Source organism: Leptospira noumeaensis (assembly GCF_004770765.1).
Taxonomy (GTDB): domain Bacteria; phylum Spirochaetota; class Leptospiria; order Leptospirales; family Leptospiraceae; genus Leptospira_A; species Leptospira_A noumeaensis.
Genome location: NZ_RQFK01000026.1, coordinates 199,469 through 218,485, shown reverse-complemented (window position 1 = coordinate 218,485; position 19,017 = coordinate 199,469). Strand labels below are relative to the sequence as shown.

The window sequence follows — 19,017 nt, the reverse complement described above, 5'->3', positions numbered from 1 at the left end:
CACTATCTTTTGTTTTTAGTATTAGATTGTGATGAAAAACGAACCAAGTCACCTTTCACAGTGAATCTGTATCTAGTCACTGGGCCAAAAATTGACTTATCATTCCAATAACGTATATTAACTAAAGCATCTCCCGACTCTTCTTCCATTAACTTCCCATACAAATCAGTAATGGGTGGTTCTGTAAGAGGGACACCAAAAACAATGAAATCAAGAGCATACCATGTAAAAGTTTTCTCAACAGTTTTTGTAGTTTCATAAGGAGTGTTTGGGATTGGTTTGTTGCTTGTGGCAATTCCAACAGAGGAAGAAGCACAATTAGCTAAAATAATAGAGAAAATGAAGATAACTGTATTTTTTATAAAATGTTTCATGAGATGGACTCCGTTCGTATCTAAATCCCATTTCTCGTCCTTTGGTCAATGGATAATTTACGTTAACGTTCATTAACTACTTAACTGGGAATGAACGCTACATATTCCGGAGTGAAATAGGAATCGGTTATAATTTGAGGGCTTCTTTGAGATTTTGCGCAAAAGAACGACCCACAGGTAACGTGGTTTCGTCTTCGTTTTTTAATTGGATGGTATAAGATCCACCTTTATCATAACGTAAACTTGTAACAAAATCTAAATTAACTAAAAACCCCTTGTGGATTCTGATGAATCGTTCTGAAGGTAATTTTTCTTCAATTTCCTTTAGTAATTTCGAAGTTTCGTAATCTTTTTGTGATGTATGAACCACACAACTTTTGTTATTTGCTGATATAAAATGGATGTCGTTTAGGGGTAATAAAAACACTGCCGAATCAGATTGGATTTTGAGATGGGTTTTCTTTTCTTCTTTAGAGGAATTTGTTTGTTTTGATTCTTGTAGAAAACGAAGTGCCTTATCTACGGATTTTCTAAATCTTTCAAAGGAAAAAGGTTTAAGCAAATAATCGGTTGCATCCAAATCGAAGGCATCCACAGCATGTTCACTATAAGCAGTAGTAATGATAAAAAATGTAGATTTGCTATGTTCCTTTCTTAAAATATCCATCCCATTCACAGCAGGAAGGTTTATATCCATAAAAACTAAATCAAATTTTTTTTCCTGCAGAAGGTTTAATGCTTTGTCTCCACTTTCTGCCATACCAGCAAGTTTTAGTTCCGAACAGTTCATAACATAATCCATCATGAGCATCCTTGCTGGATATTCATCTTCAATGATTAATACTGAATAAGTGGAGGAGTCCATGGATTTAAGTTATGTTATATCGATAAAGAAAAAAGTGACATCGTCCTTTAGCTCTTCTTCAGAGAATTTTGAGATTTGAACAATAATTTCTTTAGACAATGATTTTATATCCTTGTCTTTTCCTCTTTCTAGAAGATCAAGTATTTTGCTTTCACCAAACAATTTATTTTCGGCGCGAGCTTCCGTGACTCCATCTGTAAAAAAGAAATATCGATCTCCAATTTCCATTTTGTGGATCGATTCACTATATTTAAAAGTTTCATTCCAACCAATGATGGGGCCTTTTACATTCATTGTTACAAATTTACCTTTGATTCGATTGTAAATCAGTGGATTCGGGTGACCTGCAGAGGAAAAAATAACTGTTTTTTCATTTGTGTCAACGAGAGCACAACAAGCAGTGATAAAATATCGACTCACAAGTGAAGTGAGTGCTCGGTTCATATGTTCCAATACTTCTTTGGGAGAGGTGATGTTTTTGGTTGATTCGCGGAACTGGACTTTTACCATGGAAGAGACAAAAGCAGCGGGAACTCCGTGCCCTGCCACATCAGCAATTAACAAAAGCAGACGATTTTCGTCTAACTCCACCCAGTCGTATAAATCACCTCCCACTTGTTTCATCGGTAAATAAGTGGTTTGGATACGAATCCCCTTGGTTTTTGGATGTTCCTTTGGCAAAAGGTAATTTTGTAATTGTGATGCAAAAAACAAATCTTGTTCTAAGTCTTCGTTTTTTTTTCTCAGTTCGATTGTACGTTCGCGAACGCGAATTTCTAAATCTTTAGTTAAAACAGAAAGTTCTTTTTCGTTTTTTGCATGTCGATAAGAGATCGCGACACCGGAAAGAATCATTAGGATGAGAAAGCCGTATTGGGTTAAATATATATTTTTTCCGGATGTAACATCGATTAAGATATCAATAGTCGCGCCAATACAAATACAAATAAATCCAACTGTTAAGAAGTAAGCTTCTGCCTTTTTTTCTTTTGCGGCTCGGATCACTCCTCGGACAACAAAAAATACAACAAGGAGTAACGAAAATTCCCAAACTCTTAAAAGCAAAATTCTAGTTGGAATTTCAATGTTCCAAGTTTGAAAAAATGCTAAAGAAAGTAAGAAAAAAATCAACAACCGTTCTTTTAGATGAAATTTAGTTTGGAATAAGGAATAACTAAATAAAAAAATAGAAACAGGTAGCAAGGTTTGTGCGGTGAAAAAAACTTTTAACCAAAATAGAAAAGAAAAGTTTGTATATGTATAAGTAATATTTAAAAGAGGGAGTCTCCACATTACAAATATGATTGTGGATAATAAAAGATAAAAATTTGCTTTGGCCTGTCTTTTTAGAACAATTGAAAAAATTTGGTAAGCACCAATCCCAAAAAATAACATGATAAAACAAAAATCGCGTCCGTCTTCATTGATGATGAATTCTTGTAATAAATCGTAGTTTCCCATAACAGGAATTTTTCGGAAAATTCCACCTTGAAAGGTTTTATTTCGGAAATGGATTTCGAGTTCTAAATGGTTTATTTCGTTTTGTTTGAGAACGGAACTTGGGATAAAATACAATCGTTTGTAATACCAATTGGGAGAATATAACCCATCTTCTGTGACACTACCAGTTTCTCCGAGTAATACTCCGTTGATAAAAAGTTTATCAACTTCTTGGACTCTGTCTAAATAGATACCAAGTGGTTTGTTATTTGGTTCGTAGTAAAAGTCTGTTTTGTAAGTTCCGTGAATTGGTGGGTTTAGTCCCTGGAGGGAAAGGCCTTTCCCAACTTGGATGGGTTTTGTTTCTCCTTGGGACGTAAATGTCCAATCACCGGACATAGTTGTCAGGTTTTGGGAACTTACTTTTAGTGGTTCCGAGGAAAGCGAAAGTACCGCAGTAAGTAAAATGGGAAAAATAAATGAGAGAAATCTCATCGGTCTCGGTTAATGATAGTTGTGTACAAAGAGAAAGCAAGTTGATTTTCCATCGACCATTCACTTTAGTTATTTTTTTGGAGAGGATCTAATGACCATTACCCAACTTCGATATATTGTTGCATTGGATCAGTTTAAAAATTTTGCAAAAGCCGCCGAACATTGTTTAGTTGCTCAACCTACCTTAAGTTTACAAGTTCAAAAAGTAGAACAGGAACTTGGATTTGAACTTTTTGATCGGAAAAAAAATCCGGTCATTACGACCAAATTGGGGAAAGCCGTAGTGGAACAGGCAAAAAGTACATTGAAGGAAGCGGATAAACTTTTTGAAATTGCCGGTCAATGGAAGGACGAACCTGCGGGAAATATATCCATTGGAATCATTCCCACTGTTAGTAATTATTTAATTCCTTCCATTTACAATCGTTTACAAACCGAATTTTCGAAGGTAAATTTTCGAATTTCTGAACTTCCCACTCTATCCATTATCGAAAAATTGGAATCAGAAGAAATTGATTTAGGAATTCTTGCCACTCCGTTAAAAATTCCAAATATCGTAGAACACCCGCTTTACTACGAGCCCTTTGTTGTTTATTATCCAAAAGATGCAAAAGAAAAATCTAGTTCCGTTTCCATGAAACATATTGAAAAATATCCCTTACTTGTGCTAGGTGAGGAACATTGTTTTCGTCACCAGTCTTTGAAAATTTGTAATCGCAATTCACTAGCAAAAATTGAAAGTGGAAGTGTCGAAACTTTGAAACGAATGGTTGATATGGGGATTGGAGTAACCTTGTTACCAAAGTTATCTGTCGATCCATCTTCCGAACGTATTGTTCCCTTTGATTCTCCCGAACCCGCCAGAGAAATTAGTTTGGTATACAAAAAGGGATTTTATAAAACTAAAATTCTAAAAAAACTAACGAATTTGATTATGAATGTAATTCCTAAAGATTATCATTCGAAGGAAAAATTCAAAATCATTGGAGTGTCACTCAACCAAGATTAACATAAAAATAAGTTAATAGTTTTTGTAAATCATGCCATTTATAGTATTTATTTTACAAATGATCTGATTTGGGATATATTCTTCTTAACATCAAAGGAGGATATTCAATGTCCAATATCAACACTCAAATTCCTGACTTCACTACGGAAGCTTTCCATAACGGTGCTTTTAAAAAAATTAGCAAAAAAGACGTTCTCGGAAAATGGTCCGTATTTGTTTTTTATCCTGCAGATTTTACTTTTGTTTGTCCTACGGAACTTGGCGACGTCGCAGACTACTATGAAGAACTTCAAAAAATGGGAGTGGAAGTATACTCTGTTTCCACAGATACACATTTCGTTCATAAAGCATGGCATGAAGCAAGTGACACAATCAAAAAAATAAAATTTCCAATGCTCGGTGATGCTTCCGGCAAAATCACACGTGGATTTGGAATTATGATTGAAGAAGATGGCCAAGCACTTCGAGGAACCTTCGTTGTGAATCCAGAAGGTGTGATCAAAACTGCTGAGATCCATGACTTGGGAATTGGACGTTCTGCTGAGGAACTCGTTCGCAAAGTACAAGCAGCGCAGTATGTTGCAAACAATGACGGTGAAGTTTGTCCTGCAAAATGGAAACCAGGTAATTCCACTTTGAAACCAGGTCTTGACTTGGTAGGAAAAATCTAAACTAAATTAGGCGGGGTAAAACCCGCCTAAATCGGGAGGTTTATATGTTAGATGAATCAACAAAGGAACAAGTAAAACAATATTTCGAAAGAATTAAAAACCCGGTAAACATTCGTTTGTTTTCTGGAGATCATGAAAAAAGAGGGGAGTTGGTAGAATTTTTAAACGATATCGTATCACTCAGTTCTATGATCACTTTAGAAAATTCGAACGATAAAAATGATGGTCTTCGATTTGCAATCGTTGCGGATGGAAAACCAACAGGAATTGAATTTTCTGGAATTCCTATGGGCCATGAATTCACTTCTCTCATTCTAGCGATTTTACAGTCAGGTGGAAATCCCATCAAACTAGAAGAAGGGATCTTATCCGCTGTTTCGAAATTAAAGGAACCTTTACATTTTGAAACCTTCATTTCTTTAGATTGCCATAACTGTCCTGAAGTCGTACAAACTCTCAATAGTTTCTCATTGGTAAATCCTTCAATCTCTCATAATATGATTGATGGAGCTATGTATCCTGAACTTGTGAAGGAAAAAAATATCCAAGGGGTTCCGGCTGTTTTTCTAAATGGAAAACGTTTCCTTTCAGGCAAAGCTGAAGCTTCGGTTATCTTTGATAAACTTTTGGAATTGTATTCTCTTCCCGAATCCGAAGAGGAAAATTCTGATTTAACAAATCCTACAGTGGTATATGACGTAACAGTCATTGGTGGTGGACCTTCGGGTGTGACGGCAGCAGTGTATTCAGCAAGAAAAGGTTTGAATACTCTTGTCATAGCAGATCGGTTAGGTGGACAGGTAAAGGATACTCTAGGAATCGAAAACATTATCTCTATTCCCTATACAACTGGACCAGAACTTACGAATGTATTGTCAGAACAGTTAGATAAAAATCAAATTCGTAAAAAAGAAAATGTTCGTGTATTAAAAATTGATCCAGGGAAACTAAAAACCATTCATTTGAATACAGGAGAAAGAATTGTTACAAAAACGATCATTCTTTCTACCGGTGCAAAATGGCGAGAGCTTGGTGTTCCGGGAGAAAAGGAATTTGTGGGAAAAGGCGTTGCGTATTGCCCTCATTGTGATGGTCCATTTTTTAAAGACAAAGATGTGGCTGTGGTTGGCGGTGGTAACTCTGGTGTAGAAGCAGCTCTTGACTTAAGTGGGATTGTAAAATCTGTCACCTTAATTGAGTTTGGCGATAAACTCAATGCAGATAAGGTTTTGCTCGACAAAGTGGCTGCTTCTTCTAATATCAAAACCTTAGTTAAAGCCCAAACGATGGAAATCCAAACCAATACAGAAAAAGTAACAGGTCTTACTTACAAAGATAGGAGTTCGGAAAAGTCAGAAACCATTCCCCTGGAAGGAGTGTTTGTTCAGATCGGACTCGTACCAAACAGTGGTTTTGTGAAAGATTTAGTGGCTACCAACCGATTTGGAGAGATTCTAGTAGATGAAAAATGTAAAACCAATGTGGATGGGATTTTTGCTTGTGGGGATGTGACAAACACACCTTATAAACAAATCATCATTGCGATGGGTGAAGGTGCAAAGGCTGCCATTAGTGCTTTTGAATACCTTCTACATGCGGCTTGAAGACAACCATTTTTCAATGGTGAAATACAGATCGGCAGAGGAAATTGGTTTGGTCAGGAAGTCATCCATTCCCGATTCCATTGCCGTATCTTTCACAGAAAAAAATGCTCCTGCTGTCAAGGCGACAATGGGAGTTCTATGATTTAATTTTTTTTCTAAGGTTCTGATTTCTACAGTTGCCGTATAACCATCCATCACTGGCATTTGTAAGTCCATAAAAATTAGGTCTGGGATTTTTTTCTGGAACTGGTTTACAGCATCGGCTCCATCAACGGCATATCTCAATTGAATGTTGGGATATCTTTTTAATAACATTTTAGAAAGTAATCTTTTGTTTAAATCATTATCTTCCACGATTAATATATCATTTCGGATTAAATTATTTTCAACAATGACAGACTCATCTGGTGTTGTTTGTTTTTCTTCAAATAAATTGGAAGATACAGATCCAGAAGAATTTATATGTAAGGACAATACAAAATAAAAGGTACTTCCCTTCCCGAGTTCACTTTCAAATCGTAAATGAGAATTCATTTTTTGAATGAGTTCACTTGTGATGGTAAGTCCAAGTCCGGAACCTCCATATTTTCTAGTAATGGATGTATCAGCTTGTGAAAAGGAATCAAAAAGTTTTGTCTGTGAACTGATATCAATTCCGATTCCTGTGTCCTTTACAGAGAATTGAATGTCGATCATTCCGTTTGATTCTTTGATTTGTTTTACGGAAACTTCCACTTCCCCTTCGTGTGTAAACTTAATCGCATTTCCAATTAAATTGGAAAGCACTTGTCTCACACGCAAAGGATCTAAGGAAACAAACTTTGGTAATGATGGATCTAAATTTAGTTTTAAAAGAATGGCCTGGGAAGCCGCTGAAATTTGGAAAAGATCTACCGTTGACTGAACCAAATCGATAAGATCTGTGCTGATAAGCTCCAGTTCCATTTTGCCTGAATCAATTTTTGAAAAATCCAGGATTTGATTTACTAAAGATAACAAACTTTTTCCAGAAAGATAAATACTTCGTAAATATTCCTTTTGTTCGTCAGTGAGTGACGCATGTAACAAAAGTTCTGTGAATCCAATGATTCCATTGAGTGGAGTTCTAATTTCATGGCTCATATTAGCCAAAAAATTACCTTTCGCTAAGTTTGCTGCTTCTGCCATTTCTTTTGCTTTTCGCAAAGTATATTCTATTTTTTTAATTTCGGTAAGATCGGAATTAGAACCAACCATTCTAATTTTATTACCGGAGGCATCTCTTTGTATATAACATCTAGACAATACATGAGCATAATTTCCTTTTCTTTTTTTCATTTGAAAACTAAACTCAAAAGTTTCCCTTTGCGAATGCATGATGTTATCTAAAAATTCGGTTACCCACTCTTGGTCATCAGGATGGATTAGGCTTTTCCAGTAACTGATTTGGACGTTTTCCGGTTTTTCGTCGTTTCCAAACTCTAACCACCATCTTCTGGAATAAATGACTGTATCGTTTTTTAGATCCCAATCAAACCATCCATCCGAACTAACTTCTAAAATTAGAGCATAACGTTCGTTTGACTCTTTTAAAGCACCTTCGGCTTTTTTTTGTTCTGTGATATCTTTGCTTGCGCCAATGATAAATTTAAATTTTCCGTCAACTTCGATAGGTGTGAGCGCAGTAGTCCAAACTTTTGTTCCTGCTGGCATAGGAATACTTTCTTCATAGGAAATTGTAGATTTTGCTTTTATGGCATTTTTGAAATTTCTAATGACAGGTGCACCTAAGACTTCACCTAAAAGGTCGATAGGTGTTTTTCCTTGAATGATAGATTGAGTGAGGCCAGTGGCAATTTCATAGGCAGAATTGATTCTACGAATGACAAAGTCCCCCGAATCCATTACTTCGACTAAAAACATGGAGTCTTGACTTCCGTTAAAAAGAATATTATTCTCGAGTAACAGTTGTTTGATATCTAAAGATTCGTTTTTGATAAAATCTTGTAAAAAAAGTAATTCGGAAATGTCTGTGACCACTCCATCAAATCGTAAGATTTTTCCAGTTTTATCTCTAATCAGTCGACATTGACTTTGTACAAATTTGATTTGGTTGTCTTTAGTAAGAATTCGATATCGAATACGAAACTTATTTGTTTCGTTTAAGGAACCAAGTGCCTCTTCCACTATATGGACGTCCTCGGGATGAATCATTCTTTTCCATGCGCCAAACTCTTGTTTGAAAAACTGGATGGGGAACCCGGTGAGAGTTTCCACGGAAGGGCTGACATAAATGATTTCTAACTCGGGAAAACTAGCGGAAAAAACTACCTCCTCCATTGCGGAGAGAATCTGCATTTCCAATGAAGGAGAAGGTAACATACCACCCATTCGACGAAAGTTTCTCGTGAATTTGCTGGCTAAATTATGATTTTCTAATAAGAAATGGGAGAGCTAATTTAGGGGTAAATTTGTTGTAACTCATTCCCAGAAATTCGGTTTGACTGATGATCCGAAATTCGTCTATGAAGAACGGCCAGGGAAAAGGGGCATTTTTGCCATATTGCAGAATGAGGCTTGGTTTTTCGTCAAGTTTTGATTTCCCTATGGATAAATTCATGGGGTAACGCATTTGGAACTCGGTTTTGTTAGGGGGTAAAAATAAATTGTAGGCAATTTCGGAGCCATCGAACGATTTTCCCCACCAGTGCCGAAACGACATAAAATTCAAACTGAAACTAGCACCTGTTTGAAACCACTTAGGGCCAATCCATTCTGCTTTAAAATTTCCGACGGGAAATGACTCAGGTGCATTTAATTCTAAAAATTGTTTTTTGATTTGAATGAGAGACATCGTCATCAATCAAATTGCAAAAAATCAAAAGCATAGCGAAAATTCTGATAGATTCAAAAAAATATGGAAAGATTTTCCATTTCATTCAGGAAAGTGTTGGCAAGAGGAGGTGTACATCATAGAACAGAGAACATTCGAATTCTGGAGTTCTCATGCGTAAGTTGGTATTGGCCTTTTGTTTATTATTTTTCCTTAGCTCTTGTAATTCCATCACTGGACTTTTTCGATCCATCAAACGGGTTATTTTTCCAAGTAGTTGTCGAATCGAAGTCAAACTCGACACAACCGATCTCAAATACTTGGAAGACCTTTGGGACTACCAAATTATGGTTTCGGAAGATACCAACTTAATCGAATTTGCATCCGCTGTCGAAATTTCTCCTAAACCATCAAATCCAAAAACAGAATTTTCTGATTATGTTAGCCGTGATTTTTCTTTGGACCATTGGAACTTTGATCCAGGTGTTGCTTATGAAATTAAAATTGGAAAATTTTATGCGGAGAACGATTGTTTCTTAGAGACCCCAGTTAGTTTCAAACTCCCGGTGATGGCAAAAAAACCATCCTTCTATTTATCACGGGAGAATATTTTTGAATCCAATTTAAACAAAGTCCTTCCTATCTCCATTTCGAATGTTCCTGAATTTGAAATTCGTTCCGCGGAGTTGTCTATCCCGGTTCTTGTGAATGCAGTAGCAACATTAGGAAACCGTTATTATGAATTTGAAAACAACTTAAGTTGGAAAAAAACTGTATGGAAGTCTGGAATCAAAGTGAACTCGTTTGGAAACCAAGGGATGGACATAGATCCCTATTTTGGTTCCAAACCAAATTCTAAGGGATGGGTAGCATTTCAGTTAGGTGCCCAAGTCATTGGTGAAAACAACAAAGAAGAATTTAAAAAAGAGTCCATTTTTTTACAATCTACTAACTTAGGGATCACAACAAAATTAGATCCAAATACACTTCATGTATGGGTTCACTCTTTAGCAAAAGCAGAGCCAGTAGCAAATACAAATATGAGTTTGTATGAAAAAGGAAGTCTTCGTGGCACTTGTAAAACAGATAAAGACGGACATTGCACTTTACCTGCCATCAGCGATACAAAATCACTCGATAAATCCGTGTTAATTGCGGAGGATTCTTCTGGAGATAAAACCTTCCTACATTTTAATGAAACACATATCGAAGGTTATAGTGACTATTATACAGAAAACAATGTAAAAGGTAAAATTTATTTCGATAGAAAACTTTACAGGCCAGGTGATCGAGTTGAAATCAAAGCAGTGCTTGCTGACAGAAAGAATGGAAGTCTTGTTCCTTATGCTTCTAAATCGGTAAACTTACAAATTCGAGACTCTCGTGGAAAGGATGTATCGAATACAAATCTAAGTTCTACGGGTCAAGGTGGAGTATACGCAGGTTATACGATACCATCAGATGCACCGCTTGGTCATTATTCTGTATCTGTTTATATCCCTGGTAAATCTTATTCTGTAACCTATGATACCTTTCAAGTAGAAGAGTTCCGTCCTGTAAATTTTATGGTGAATGTGAATTTGGCAAATGCTGTTAACAGAGACCAAAATGTAAAAGGTGCGGTCGAAGGTAAGTATATGTTTGGGGCTCCTATGGGAGGAGCAAAGGTCAGTTATTCGGTATTAAAAAGAAAAAGATATATCAACTTTGACTCTTTTTCGAATTATGATTTTTCGGATACATGGTATGATTATGAGGATGAATATTCTGATAGTCATTCAGATTATGTAACTGGATCGGAAGGAGTTTTGGATAGTAAAGGTTTATATAGTTTAGATATCCCCGTTCAAAACTTAACTCGTAAGTTTGTGACTGATGGCGAAGATATAGAAATTGCCGATCCTTTTAATTTAGTAGTAGAATCTTCCGTATTTGATGTAGACGGAAAATCAGTCACCAAGTCTTCCAGTATTCCTTACAATCCATCCGAATCTTATGTTGGTTTAAAATGTAATGATAGATACCAAGCTTTGGACAAACCATTCCAATTTGGAGCTATATCGGTCAACTTACAAGGTAAAGCCGTTGCCGGTGTGGAACTAAAAGCATATATCATATATAATGATTGGACTTCCGTTTTGTCAAAGGGTCTTGGGAAATTTTTCTTCCGTAGCAACCAACTAACAAAAAAAGTTGTAGAAGTTAAAAAGTTGGTATCGAAAGTCGAAGGCGTTTCTTTCGATTATCGTGCAAAAGATCCAGGTAGTTATACTATTTTAGTTTTGAACAAGGATAAAGTTTTTTCGAGAGTTGATTTTTATGCTTACGAAAAGGAATCCTATTATACTTGGGACTTTCGTGGAGACGACTCCATTGAATTACGCACCGATAAACAAGAATACAAAATTGGAGATAAGGCAAAAATTCTAATCAAATCTCCACTTCAGAATTCTCGAGTGATTGTGACTGTAGAAAGAGATTCTGTATATTTCAAAAAATCATTTTTGATGAAAGGAAATAGTGCACCTCTTGAAATTCCCATTGAAGAATCGTATCTTCCGAATGTGGATGTCAATGTTGTTATGTTATCAGGAAGGTTGCCGGTTCCCGAAGGCCTTTCCTCTGATGATATCAAAGAATTTAACGAACAAGACTTAGGTGCTCCGAAAGCAAAAACGGGATCAGTCACTTTGAAGGTTAATTTGGCTTCTAGAACGGCCCCTGTAGTCATCAAAACAGACAAACAGGAATACCAACCGAGAGAACAAGTAAAACTATCAATCCAAACAAATCCTGGAGCAGAGTTGACTGTCTCAGTTGCTGACAGAGGTGTATTGGATTTAGTAGGTTATTCCTTCCAAAGCCCTGTCCAAATGTTCTATCAGTATTGGTATAACATTGTCAAAACATTTGAACTTCGTAGTATGATCATCAAACATTATATATACGAGAACAAAGGTGATAGTCCTGGAGGAGATTACGGCGAAGACTCTGGCGGAGGATTTTCGGCAGAATCGGAATCGGGGGCAAGGAAAGATTTTCGTTATACTGCTTATTGGAATCCAGTTGTGATTGCCGATAGCAGTGGAAATGCTGATTTGAGTTTTGTATTACCAGACAACCTAACTACATTTAGAGTAATGGTGGCATCTTCTTCCAATGGAAAATTTGGTGCATCCAATTCCGAATTTATTGTCAAAAAGAACCTGGTTCTACAAAAAACGGTCGCAAGGTTCATTCGTGTTGGCGATAGTTTAGAGTTAGGTGGAAGTATTACCAATAACACCAAGAAAAAAGGAAAATTTAAATACAAAATCGATTCAAAATTTTTATCCGAAGACAAAGGTTGGATTTCGATTGAACTTGCTGCCGGTCAAACCAAAGAAGTGCTTAGAACCTTCCAAATTTCCGAATCACAATATATCAAACTGAAACAAAGCCAACCTAAGGAAGATATTCAATTATCGTATCAGATCTCTGTGGAACCGGAAACAGGAGCAGAGTTTGCCGATTTAAAAAAATCAGACCTTAGTGATTCACTCATTGTTACGATGCCTATCAAAGAATTTGATCCAGTAACATCAGTTCAATTTTCGGGATATACAGATTCGGAACACAAAACCCTAATATCTTTTCCGAAAAAAGAATCCATATTACTCAATAAAGGTTCACTCGACATTCGTATGTCGGGAACGGCTCTTACGGCATTAAAATCAGCTTTCGATTTTTATGAATCCAATCCTTACTTTTGTATGGAACAAAGGACTTCTGCTTACTTACTTTCTCTTAGTGCGGGTGAGTTACTCAAAGAATTTCAATACAAAGCGCCCGCAAAAGATTCTTACGATTTCACTCAAATCGAAAAATTGTTTTTAGATGAGATGTCCGAGTTCCAAACCACTGATGGAAGTTTTAGAGTTTGGAAAGGTTATGGTAGAACAGGATATCCGTATTTAACTGCTTATATAACATCCGTGATGCAGATTGGAAAAGAAAAAGGGAAAAGATCCAATCCTAAGGCTTATGATTTAGCCATCCAATACTTACAAAATTATGTAAAAAATCCTACGGAAACCTCTATAAATTCCTATCAAACATTGAGTTTGATCTACTCTGTTCTTTCAAAAGATAAAAAGGACATCCGTTCTTTAGAAAAAACATTGGTCGATCATTTCGAAGAATTGAATTTAAAATCTCGCGGAATTTTTCTTACTGCTTATGCTGAAACACATAAACTCGAATCTTCAGATTCGGATCCCGTGTTTAAAAAATTATTCTCTGAATATTCGAATTTTATAGTTTATGATAAAGAATTATTCACCCTAAAACCTCTGAAAAAAAATACAGATGAATACTATTATTATTCATATTATAGTTCTTCAACGGTTCTTGGAAATTATTTACGATTGTTGCTGAAAGTAGATTCCAAAAATCCAAGGATTGTTGATTTAGTAAAATCGATAATGGTTGACAGGCAAAATCAGTTTTGGTCAGACAGTCATAGTGTCGGAACCATTGCACTTGCTTTGGCGGAATATAGAAATCGTTTCGAATCAACTTCCATAGATACAGAAGGCCAAGCAATCTTTGGAGAAAAAACTTTAATTGATGAGTCTTTTTCTTCTTCCTCAGATTCCATCTATAAAGAAGAAATCACCTTTGACAGGTTATTTGAAGGAAAGGATCCATCGGGTCGGCCATTACTATTCAAACGAACTAGTGCTGAGGGAAGATTGTATTTCCAATCTAGGTTAATGTATGTTCCCGTAAAGGATACCACCACACAAAAGTTTAATGGCCTTGAAATTAGAAAAACTTTATATAGAATCGACGGAAGAAATTCTAATGGAGATCCTATTTTAAAAGAAGTCACAAACCTGGAACGTGGGTCTACCTACCTTGTAAAAGTAAAAATACTCAGTAATTTGGAGCAGGCTTTTGGGATGATTGTGGATCCAATTCCAAGTAATACCGAAATTGTGAACACTTCGTTTTTGACCGAAAAAAAATCAGATGCCGAAGATACGGATGTTACAAATACTTATTACGGCGGATATAAAGAATATAGAGATGATCGTGTTATCTTTTCGGAAGATTACATAAAAAAAGGAGAAACGGAATTTAATTATATTTTGAGACCGGTGGCGAAAGGAAATTCCATTATGCCGGCCTCTAAAACATTTTTGATGTATCATCCTCAGTTTTATGGGAATACCAACACCATCCGAGTGAAAGTGGAGTGAGTTCTATAAAAAAATATATCATATATTCAGTGTTAGTGGGATTCTTTGTAATTCCACTAACGATTTTTTTATTAAGACCTATTTATTTTGAATCCTTCCAAAACCATACAACAGTTCGTATCCTTACCAAAGAAGGAACTCTGATTGGTAGAGGAAAAAATAAAAATCAAACCAAACAAGATTGGGAAAGTATTCGTGAATACCCAGACTTTGTTCCTGAAATTTTAAAAATAGCCGAAGACAAAAGATTTGATGATCACCACGGAGTGGATGTATTTGCGGGCATTAATTCCCTCGGTTCCTATATTTTTTCGAAAGGAAAACGGGGAGGTGCGTCCACAATCACGATGCAATTAGTTCGTATTCAAAATCCGGAAATTCGTTCTTATCCTTTTTTCATGCGGAAAGGTTTTGAAATTTTGGAAGCACTTCGATACGAAGTTTGGTTGACCAAATCAGAAATTTTAGAAGCCTATTTAAATTCTGTTTCCATCTATTCAAATACCGTTGGATTTCCTTCCGCATCACTATCGTTATTTGGTAAACACATTCGTTTTTTGTCGATTGAAGAAACTGTTTATCTTACAGTTCTCATACGAAAAAATAAACCTGAATTAAAAGAACTTTTGATCCGTTATCATAACCTCCGAGATAGAATCAAATATCCAATACCAAGGTTAGAGAATCCAAATGAACTAAAGGTTGGATACACAACACCAAACTTTGCTAGTTCTTCAGAACAGTGGAAAGGAGAAAACCAACATTTCTTAAATTGGATTCGCATTTTAATTTCAAAACCATCAGAAGAATTTGTTTCTTCCTTATCTTCTGAATTAAACTCCGAATTACATGCCATAGTAAATTCAGAATTGGAAGGATTGGAAAGATGGAATGTTTCCAACGCCTCTGCCATTGTTTTGGAACGAGTTCCTGGCAAAAAAGATGAATTAGAACTCAAAGGAATGATTGGTTCAAAAAATTTTTTTGAAGATGGAAATGGAATGGTAAACGGCAGTTTGGCCTACAGAGATGCAGGAAGCACTCTCAAACCTCTGTTATATGCAAATGCAATTGATAAGGGATATTATTCAGTTAACTCAATTTTTTCTGATGAAAAATATTCGTTTTCTTTGAGGCAAGGTGGCAACTATCTTCCTCGTAATGCAGATCTTAGATATTGGGGAGATTTAACCTTAGCAGAAGCTCTGGGAAACTCGCGAAACATACCCGCAGTGACTGCAATCAATCAAATGGGTGTTCTTACATTTTATCGTTTTTTACAATCAGCAGGGTTCGAACATTTAAAAGAATCTCCACAGTTTTATGGACCAGGCCTTGCACTTGGTGCTGGTGGAACCAGTTTACTTCAGCTAACGCGCGCCTATGGGTCCTTCCCTTTGAAAGGAATTCTACCTAAAATTCGTTTGGGGAAAATTGATAAGGAACCCTTATACTTTGGTGAATCTAAACAATTATTTTCTCCAGAAACTGCAGAGGAAATAAAGTTTGTTTTAAGGGATCCTAAACTAAGGCAAAGAGCATTTGGAAGACGGAGTTATTTGGATTTTCCATTTCCCGTTTCCGTAAAAACCGGAACATCGAAAGATTATCGAAATTCATGGACAGTAGCATTTAATGAAAATTATGTGGTCGGTGCTTGGGTTGGAAATTTTTCTGGGGAACGAACTATGGATGTATCTGGTTCTTTTGGTGCCGGACGAATTGTTCAAAATATCTTTCGAAGTTTGATGAAAGACAAACCAAAACTTGAATATCATTCACAACTTACTGAAACTAGAAATTTTTGTCGATTTACAGGGAAATTGGCCCAAATGAACTGCCCTTCGATTGTACTTCGAGTTAGAAAAAAAGTAATCCTACCAGAACCATGTGATAAACATAATGAAGAATCATCTGGATCTGTTTTAGGAGTTGGATTTGTTTATCCTTCGATGGGACAAATATTTTTATACCATCCATCATATAAAAAAGATACACAAGAGATTCCCGTTCGGATTCGCGAAATTAAAAGTTTAAAAGATCCAAAATTAATTTGGAACGAAAAAGAAGAATTAAAACTATCCGCAAGCGGCGAGTTACGTTTGCCTATTGTTCGTGGAAAACAATCTCTTGTATTGTATGATGGAGAAATGAAAAAGGCATCTGTTGATTTTGAAGTTAGATAAATTCGAAGTGATGTTTCGTACTTTGTTGTTAAGAAATTTTTCTAATATTATTCTTTATGTTTTGTTGTATGTTTTTCTAGGAACTTCCTACTTTTCCGTTTCTAGTTGGCTCTACTTTCATGGATTTTTGATCACAATCTACTCCATCCTTATATTGGTTTTGGATTCCTATTTTTATCAAAAGTATAGATTGAATCAATCCTATCGGGAAATATTCATTCGATCGGTTTTATGGACTTTTTTCGTAATGGTTCTTAGTTACGTGCAGGTCTATCAAACTGCTTTGGATGTTTCTCTTGTTGTATATTTTTTCCAAAATTTTTCTAATTTATATTCAGACATTCCAAATTTTTTATACCAATGGAAACTTTGGCAATGGCTTAGTCTTACTTTTGGGTATTATTTAGTTTTTACCAAATCTGTTTTGGATCCAAAAAAAGATTGGATTAAACTTACCGTATGTATTTTGGTATTTGTTTTTTTTCGTTGTGGACTTGATTTATCCAACCAGATCACCAATCAAAATTCCAATTTACCAATCTCCAATCACCGGTTTAAAACTAATTTAGAATCCATTGTTGGAAAACCAAATTTGTTTTTTGTTTTACTTGAAGGTGTTCCGAGAAAACATCTCAGTAAATTAAAATCTCGTTATATCGATTATTCACAGTTAAATGGCTCTCATTTTTGGGTTCCAATGCCCCATACTTCTAAAAGTCTTTTTACTTGGATGACAGGTGTTTCACAACTTACAAACAGTCGAATGTCAATCAATGAATCATTCATAAATTCTAACCTTCCGAAAGAATTAGAGTTAAAACATGGTTATCATACGGAGATGATTTACACCCAGTCCCTTTACTTCGAAGGTATGGAACAGTTTTTTCCAAAAATTTTTAATGTTGTTTTGGATAAATCAGAATTGCAAAGGCGATATGGGGTAAATCATTCTTCTTTTAGTTGGGGAATGAATGATCGAGTTGTGAATGCAGCGATCAAACAAATTTCAGAAACAAAAAGGAATCCGATTTTTTTATTTTTGGGCTTAAGCCAAACACATAGTCCTTATTTTGTATCCAAAACAAATTCTAAAGGCAAATGGAATTCACCGTATGAACGTTATATGGAATCTCTTTCGGAGGAAGTGGAAGTCTTAGATTCTCTTATATCTTATTTAAAAGAAAACTTTTCAAGGGAAACCATACTCATTCTTTCCGCAGATCACGGGGAATCTTTTGGAGAAGAAGGGGCACACGCTCATAATTATTCACTGTACAATCAAGAAACCGATGTACCTTTTTTAATCTATTTTGTAAAGTCTGGACAGGTTTATATTCCGAAATTGGGAAGTTCCATTCATTTTAAGGATACGATTCTTAACTTATTAGAAACTGGTCCTCGTGTAATGGACAAAACAGTGAATACAAATTTTTTAAAGCCAAATTACCAAATAGATTTGGTTTTAAAAACTTGGAATTCTGAAATTCAGAAATCATGGATTGCTAATCAAAAAAAATACATCTATCATAGTGATAAGGATTTATTATTAGAAATGGATTATGCTGAGGAAAAAAGAACTCCTATTTTCGATTCAAAGTTGAAACAAAAAGTTTTGGATCACATTTATTCTGAAATTCGTTAAATGGTTTTGTTTCCATTCAACAATGTCAATATGGAAGTTCTTAAAAAAGATTTATAATCCAAAACAAATATATCCAAACCATCTTCGGTAACTGCTTCTCTCACTTGGTTGGACGGAAAACCATGTGACCAAGATCCAACAGCCAAGGCATGGCATTGCATCAAAAATAAAAATCCAGACTGTTCATTTAAAAAAGAAAATGTTTGGGAAAGAAGAGGTAGGATTTTGAAAATTTGATTTTTTAGGCTGAGTTTAAATTCGCGAATGGTTTCTACACTGGCATTTTTTTCTAAGATAGTCGGAACTATTGGTAATAGTTTTAAAAATCGAACATGACGATCCATAGAGTCAACAAACCATTTTCCAAACATATCGGCGTCGATGGTTTTTGTTTCTGTTAAAAATGTTTCCATGTCTAAAAACCAAGCTTCATAATCAGCTATATGAACTCGTAAACAAAGGTCTTCCTTTGTGGGAAAATATAAGTATAAAGTACCTTTTGCAATTTTTGCTCGTTTGGCGACTTCATCCATAGATAATTCTGCCCAGTCTTTTTTTTGCAAAAGGAAGGCCGCCGACTGTAGGATGGATGCACGTTTAGAAAGTTTGTCTTTTTCGAGGACAGCTCTTTTTTTGGGCGAACGTTCTGCAACGACTGTGCGGCTCATACTTCCAG

General features: G+C 35.7%; 12 protein-coding genes. 6 read left to right on the top strand and 6 right to left on the bottom strand.

Annotated elements, in window-relative coordinates:
• Positions 1 to 2 precede the first annotated feature (2 nt).
• From EHQ24_RS09100 to EHQ24_RS09090, 3 genes are all read right to left on the bottom strand, one after another.
• Complete coding sequence (locus tag EHQ24_RS09100) at positions 3 to 374, bottom strand: LIC20211 family lipoprotein (protein WP_135601349.1); 372 nt, start codon at positions 372 to 374, stop codon at positions 3 to 5.
• A 127-nt stretch (positions 375 to 501) separates the two neighbouring features.
• Positions 502 to 1,239 (bottom strand): LytR/AlgR family response regulator transcription factor, encoded by a 738-nt coding sequence (locus EHQ24_RS09095; RefSeq protein ID WP_135601348.1) that lies wholly within the window; start codon positions 1,237 to 1,239, stop codon positions 502 to 504.
• A 9-nt stretch (positions 1,240 to 1,248) separates the two neighbouring features.
• Positions 1,249 to 3,174, bottom strand: coding sequence for a PP2C family protein-serine/threonine phosphatase (locus EHQ24_RS09090; protein WP_135601347.1), 1,926 nt, complete (start codon positions 3,172 to 3,174; stop codon positions 1,249 to 1,251).
• A gap of 91 nt (positions 3,175 to 3,265) precedes the next feature.
• Here EHQ24_RS09090 and EHQ24_RS09085 point away from each other — a divergent pair, with 91 nt between their 5' ends.
• From EHQ24_RS09085 to ahpF, 3 genes are all read left to right on the top strand, one after another.
• On the top strand, positions 3,266 to 4,183 hold the full coding sequence (locus EHQ24_RS09085) for a hydrogen peroxide-inducible genes activator (protein WP_135601346.1): 918 nt from the start codon (positions 3,266 to 3,268) through the stop codon (positions 4,181 to 4,183).
• Positions 4,184 to 4,290: 107 nt separating this feature from the next.
• Complete coding sequence (gene ahpC / locus EHQ24_RS09080) at positions 4,291 to 4,854, top strand: alkyl hydroperoxide reductase subunit C (protein ID WP_002973446.1); 564 nt, start codon at positions 4,291 to 4,293, stop codon at positions 4,852 to 4,854.
• Positions 4,855 to 4,898: 44 nt separating this feature from the next.
• The gene (gene ahpF / locus EHQ24_RS09075) at positions 4,899 to 6,458 is read left to right on the top strand and encodes an alkyl hydroperoxide reductase subunit F (protein ID WP_135601345.1); all 1,560 of its coding nucleotides are present in this window, start codon (positions 4,899 to 4,901) and stop codon (positions 6,456 to 6,458) included.
• On the opposite strand, the gene EHQ24_RS09070 is transcribed toward ahpF, so the two are convergent.
• Positions 6,444 to 8,819, bottom strand: a complete 2,376-nt coding sequence (locus EHQ24_RS09070) for a PAS domain-containing protein (RefSeq protein ID WP_135601344.1) — start codon at positions 8,817 to 8,819, stop codon at positions 6,444 to 6,446. The two genes, ahpF and EHQ24_RS09070, sit on opposite strands and share 15 nt — an antisense overlap.
• Positions 8,820 to 8,862: 43 nt before the next feature.
• Positions 8,863 to 9,291 (bottom strand): hypothetical protein, encoded by a 429-nt coding sequence (locus tag EHQ24_RS09065; protein ID WP_244310360.1) that lies wholly within the window; start codon positions 9,289 to 9,291, stop codon positions 8,863 to 8,865.
• Between the two features lie 152 nt (positions 9,292 to 9,443).
• Here EHQ24_RS09065 and EHQ24_RS09060 point away from each other — a divergent pair, with 152 nt between their 5' ends.
• The 3 genes from EHQ24_RS09060 to EHQ24_RS09050 are packed head-to-tail and all read left to right on the top strand — an operon-like array spanning position 9,444 to position 18,341.
• Positions 9,444 to 14,513 carry an alpha-2-macroglobulin family protein gene (locus EHQ24_RS09060; protein ID WP_135601343.1) on the top strand — a complete coding sequence of 1,690 codons (5,070 nt, stop codon included), beginning with the start codon at positions 9,444 to 9,446 and terminating at the stop codon, positions 14,511 to 14,513.
• Positions 14,510 to 16,699, top strand: coding sequence for a transglycosylase domain-containing protein (locus EHQ24_RS09055; protein WP_135601342.1), 2,190 nt, complete (start codon positions 14,510 to 14,512; stop codon positions 16,697 to 16,699). The genes EHQ24_RS09060 and EHQ24_RS09055 overlap by 4 nt, the downstream gene beginning before the upstream one ends.
• Positions 16,686 to 18,341 (top strand): sulfatase-like hydrolase/transferase, encoded by a 1,656-nt coding sequence (locus tag EHQ24_RS09050; protein WP_244310359.1) that lies wholly within the window; start codon positions 16,686 to 16,688, stop codon positions 18,339 to 18,341. The genes EHQ24_RS09055 and EHQ24_RS09050 overlap by 14 nt, the downstream gene beginning before the upstream one ends.
• Here EHQ24_RS09050 and EHQ24_RS09045 read toward each other — a convergent pair.
• Entirely contained in the window at positions 18,338 to 19,009 is a 672-nt protein-coding gene (locus EHQ24_RS09045; RefSeq protein WP_135601341.1) for a TetR/AcrR family transcriptional regulator, read from the bottom strand. The two genes, EHQ24_RS09050 and EHQ24_RS09045, sit on opposite strands and share 4 nt — an antisense overlap.
• Between the last annotated feature and the right edge of the window lie 8 nt (positions 19,010 to 19,017).

Excerpts from the sequence above, each read along its gene's own strand:
- EHQ24_RS09100 (WP_135601349.1), bottom strand. The coding sequence starts at position 374 with ATGAAACATTTTATAAAAAATACAGTTATCTTCATTTTCTCTATTATT.
- EHQ24_RS09095 (WP_135601348.1), bottom strand. The coding sequence starts at position 1,239 with ATGGACTCCTCCACTTATTCAGTATTAATCATTGAAGATGAATATCCA.
- EHQ24_RS09090 (WP_135601347.1), bottom strand. The coding sequence starts at position 3,174 with ATGAGATTTCTCTCATTTATTTTTCCCATTTTACTTACTGCGGTACTT.
- EHQ24_RS09085 (WP_135601346.1), top strand. The coding sequence starts at position 3,266 with ATGACCATTACCCAACTTCGATATATTGTTGCATTGGATCAGTTTAAA.
- ahpC (WP_002973446.1), top strand. The coding sequence starts at position 4,291 with ATGTCCAATATCAACACTCAAATTCCTGACTTCACTACGGAAGCTTTC.
- ahpF (WP_135601345.1), top strand. The coding sequence starts at position 4,899 with ATGTTAGATGAATCAACAAAGGAACAAGTAAAACAATATTTCGAAAGA.
- EHQ24_RS09070 (WP_135601344.1), bottom strand. The coding sequence starts at position 8,819 with ATGTTACCTTCTCCTTCATTGGAAATGCAGATTCTCTCCGCAATGGAG.
- EHQ24_RS09065 (WP_244310360.1), bottom strand. The coding sequence starts at position 9,291 with ATGTCTCTCATTCAAATCAAAAAACAATTTTTAGAATTAAATGCACCT.
- EHQ24_RS09060 (WP_135601343.1), top strand. The coding sequence starts at position 9,444 with ATGCGTAAGTTGGTATTGGCCTTTTGTTTATTATTTTTCCTTAGCTCT.
- EHQ24_RS09045 (WP_135601341.1), bottom strand. The coding sequence starts at position 19,009 with ATGAGCCGCACAGTCGTTGCAGAACGTTCGCCCAAAAAAAGAGCTGTC.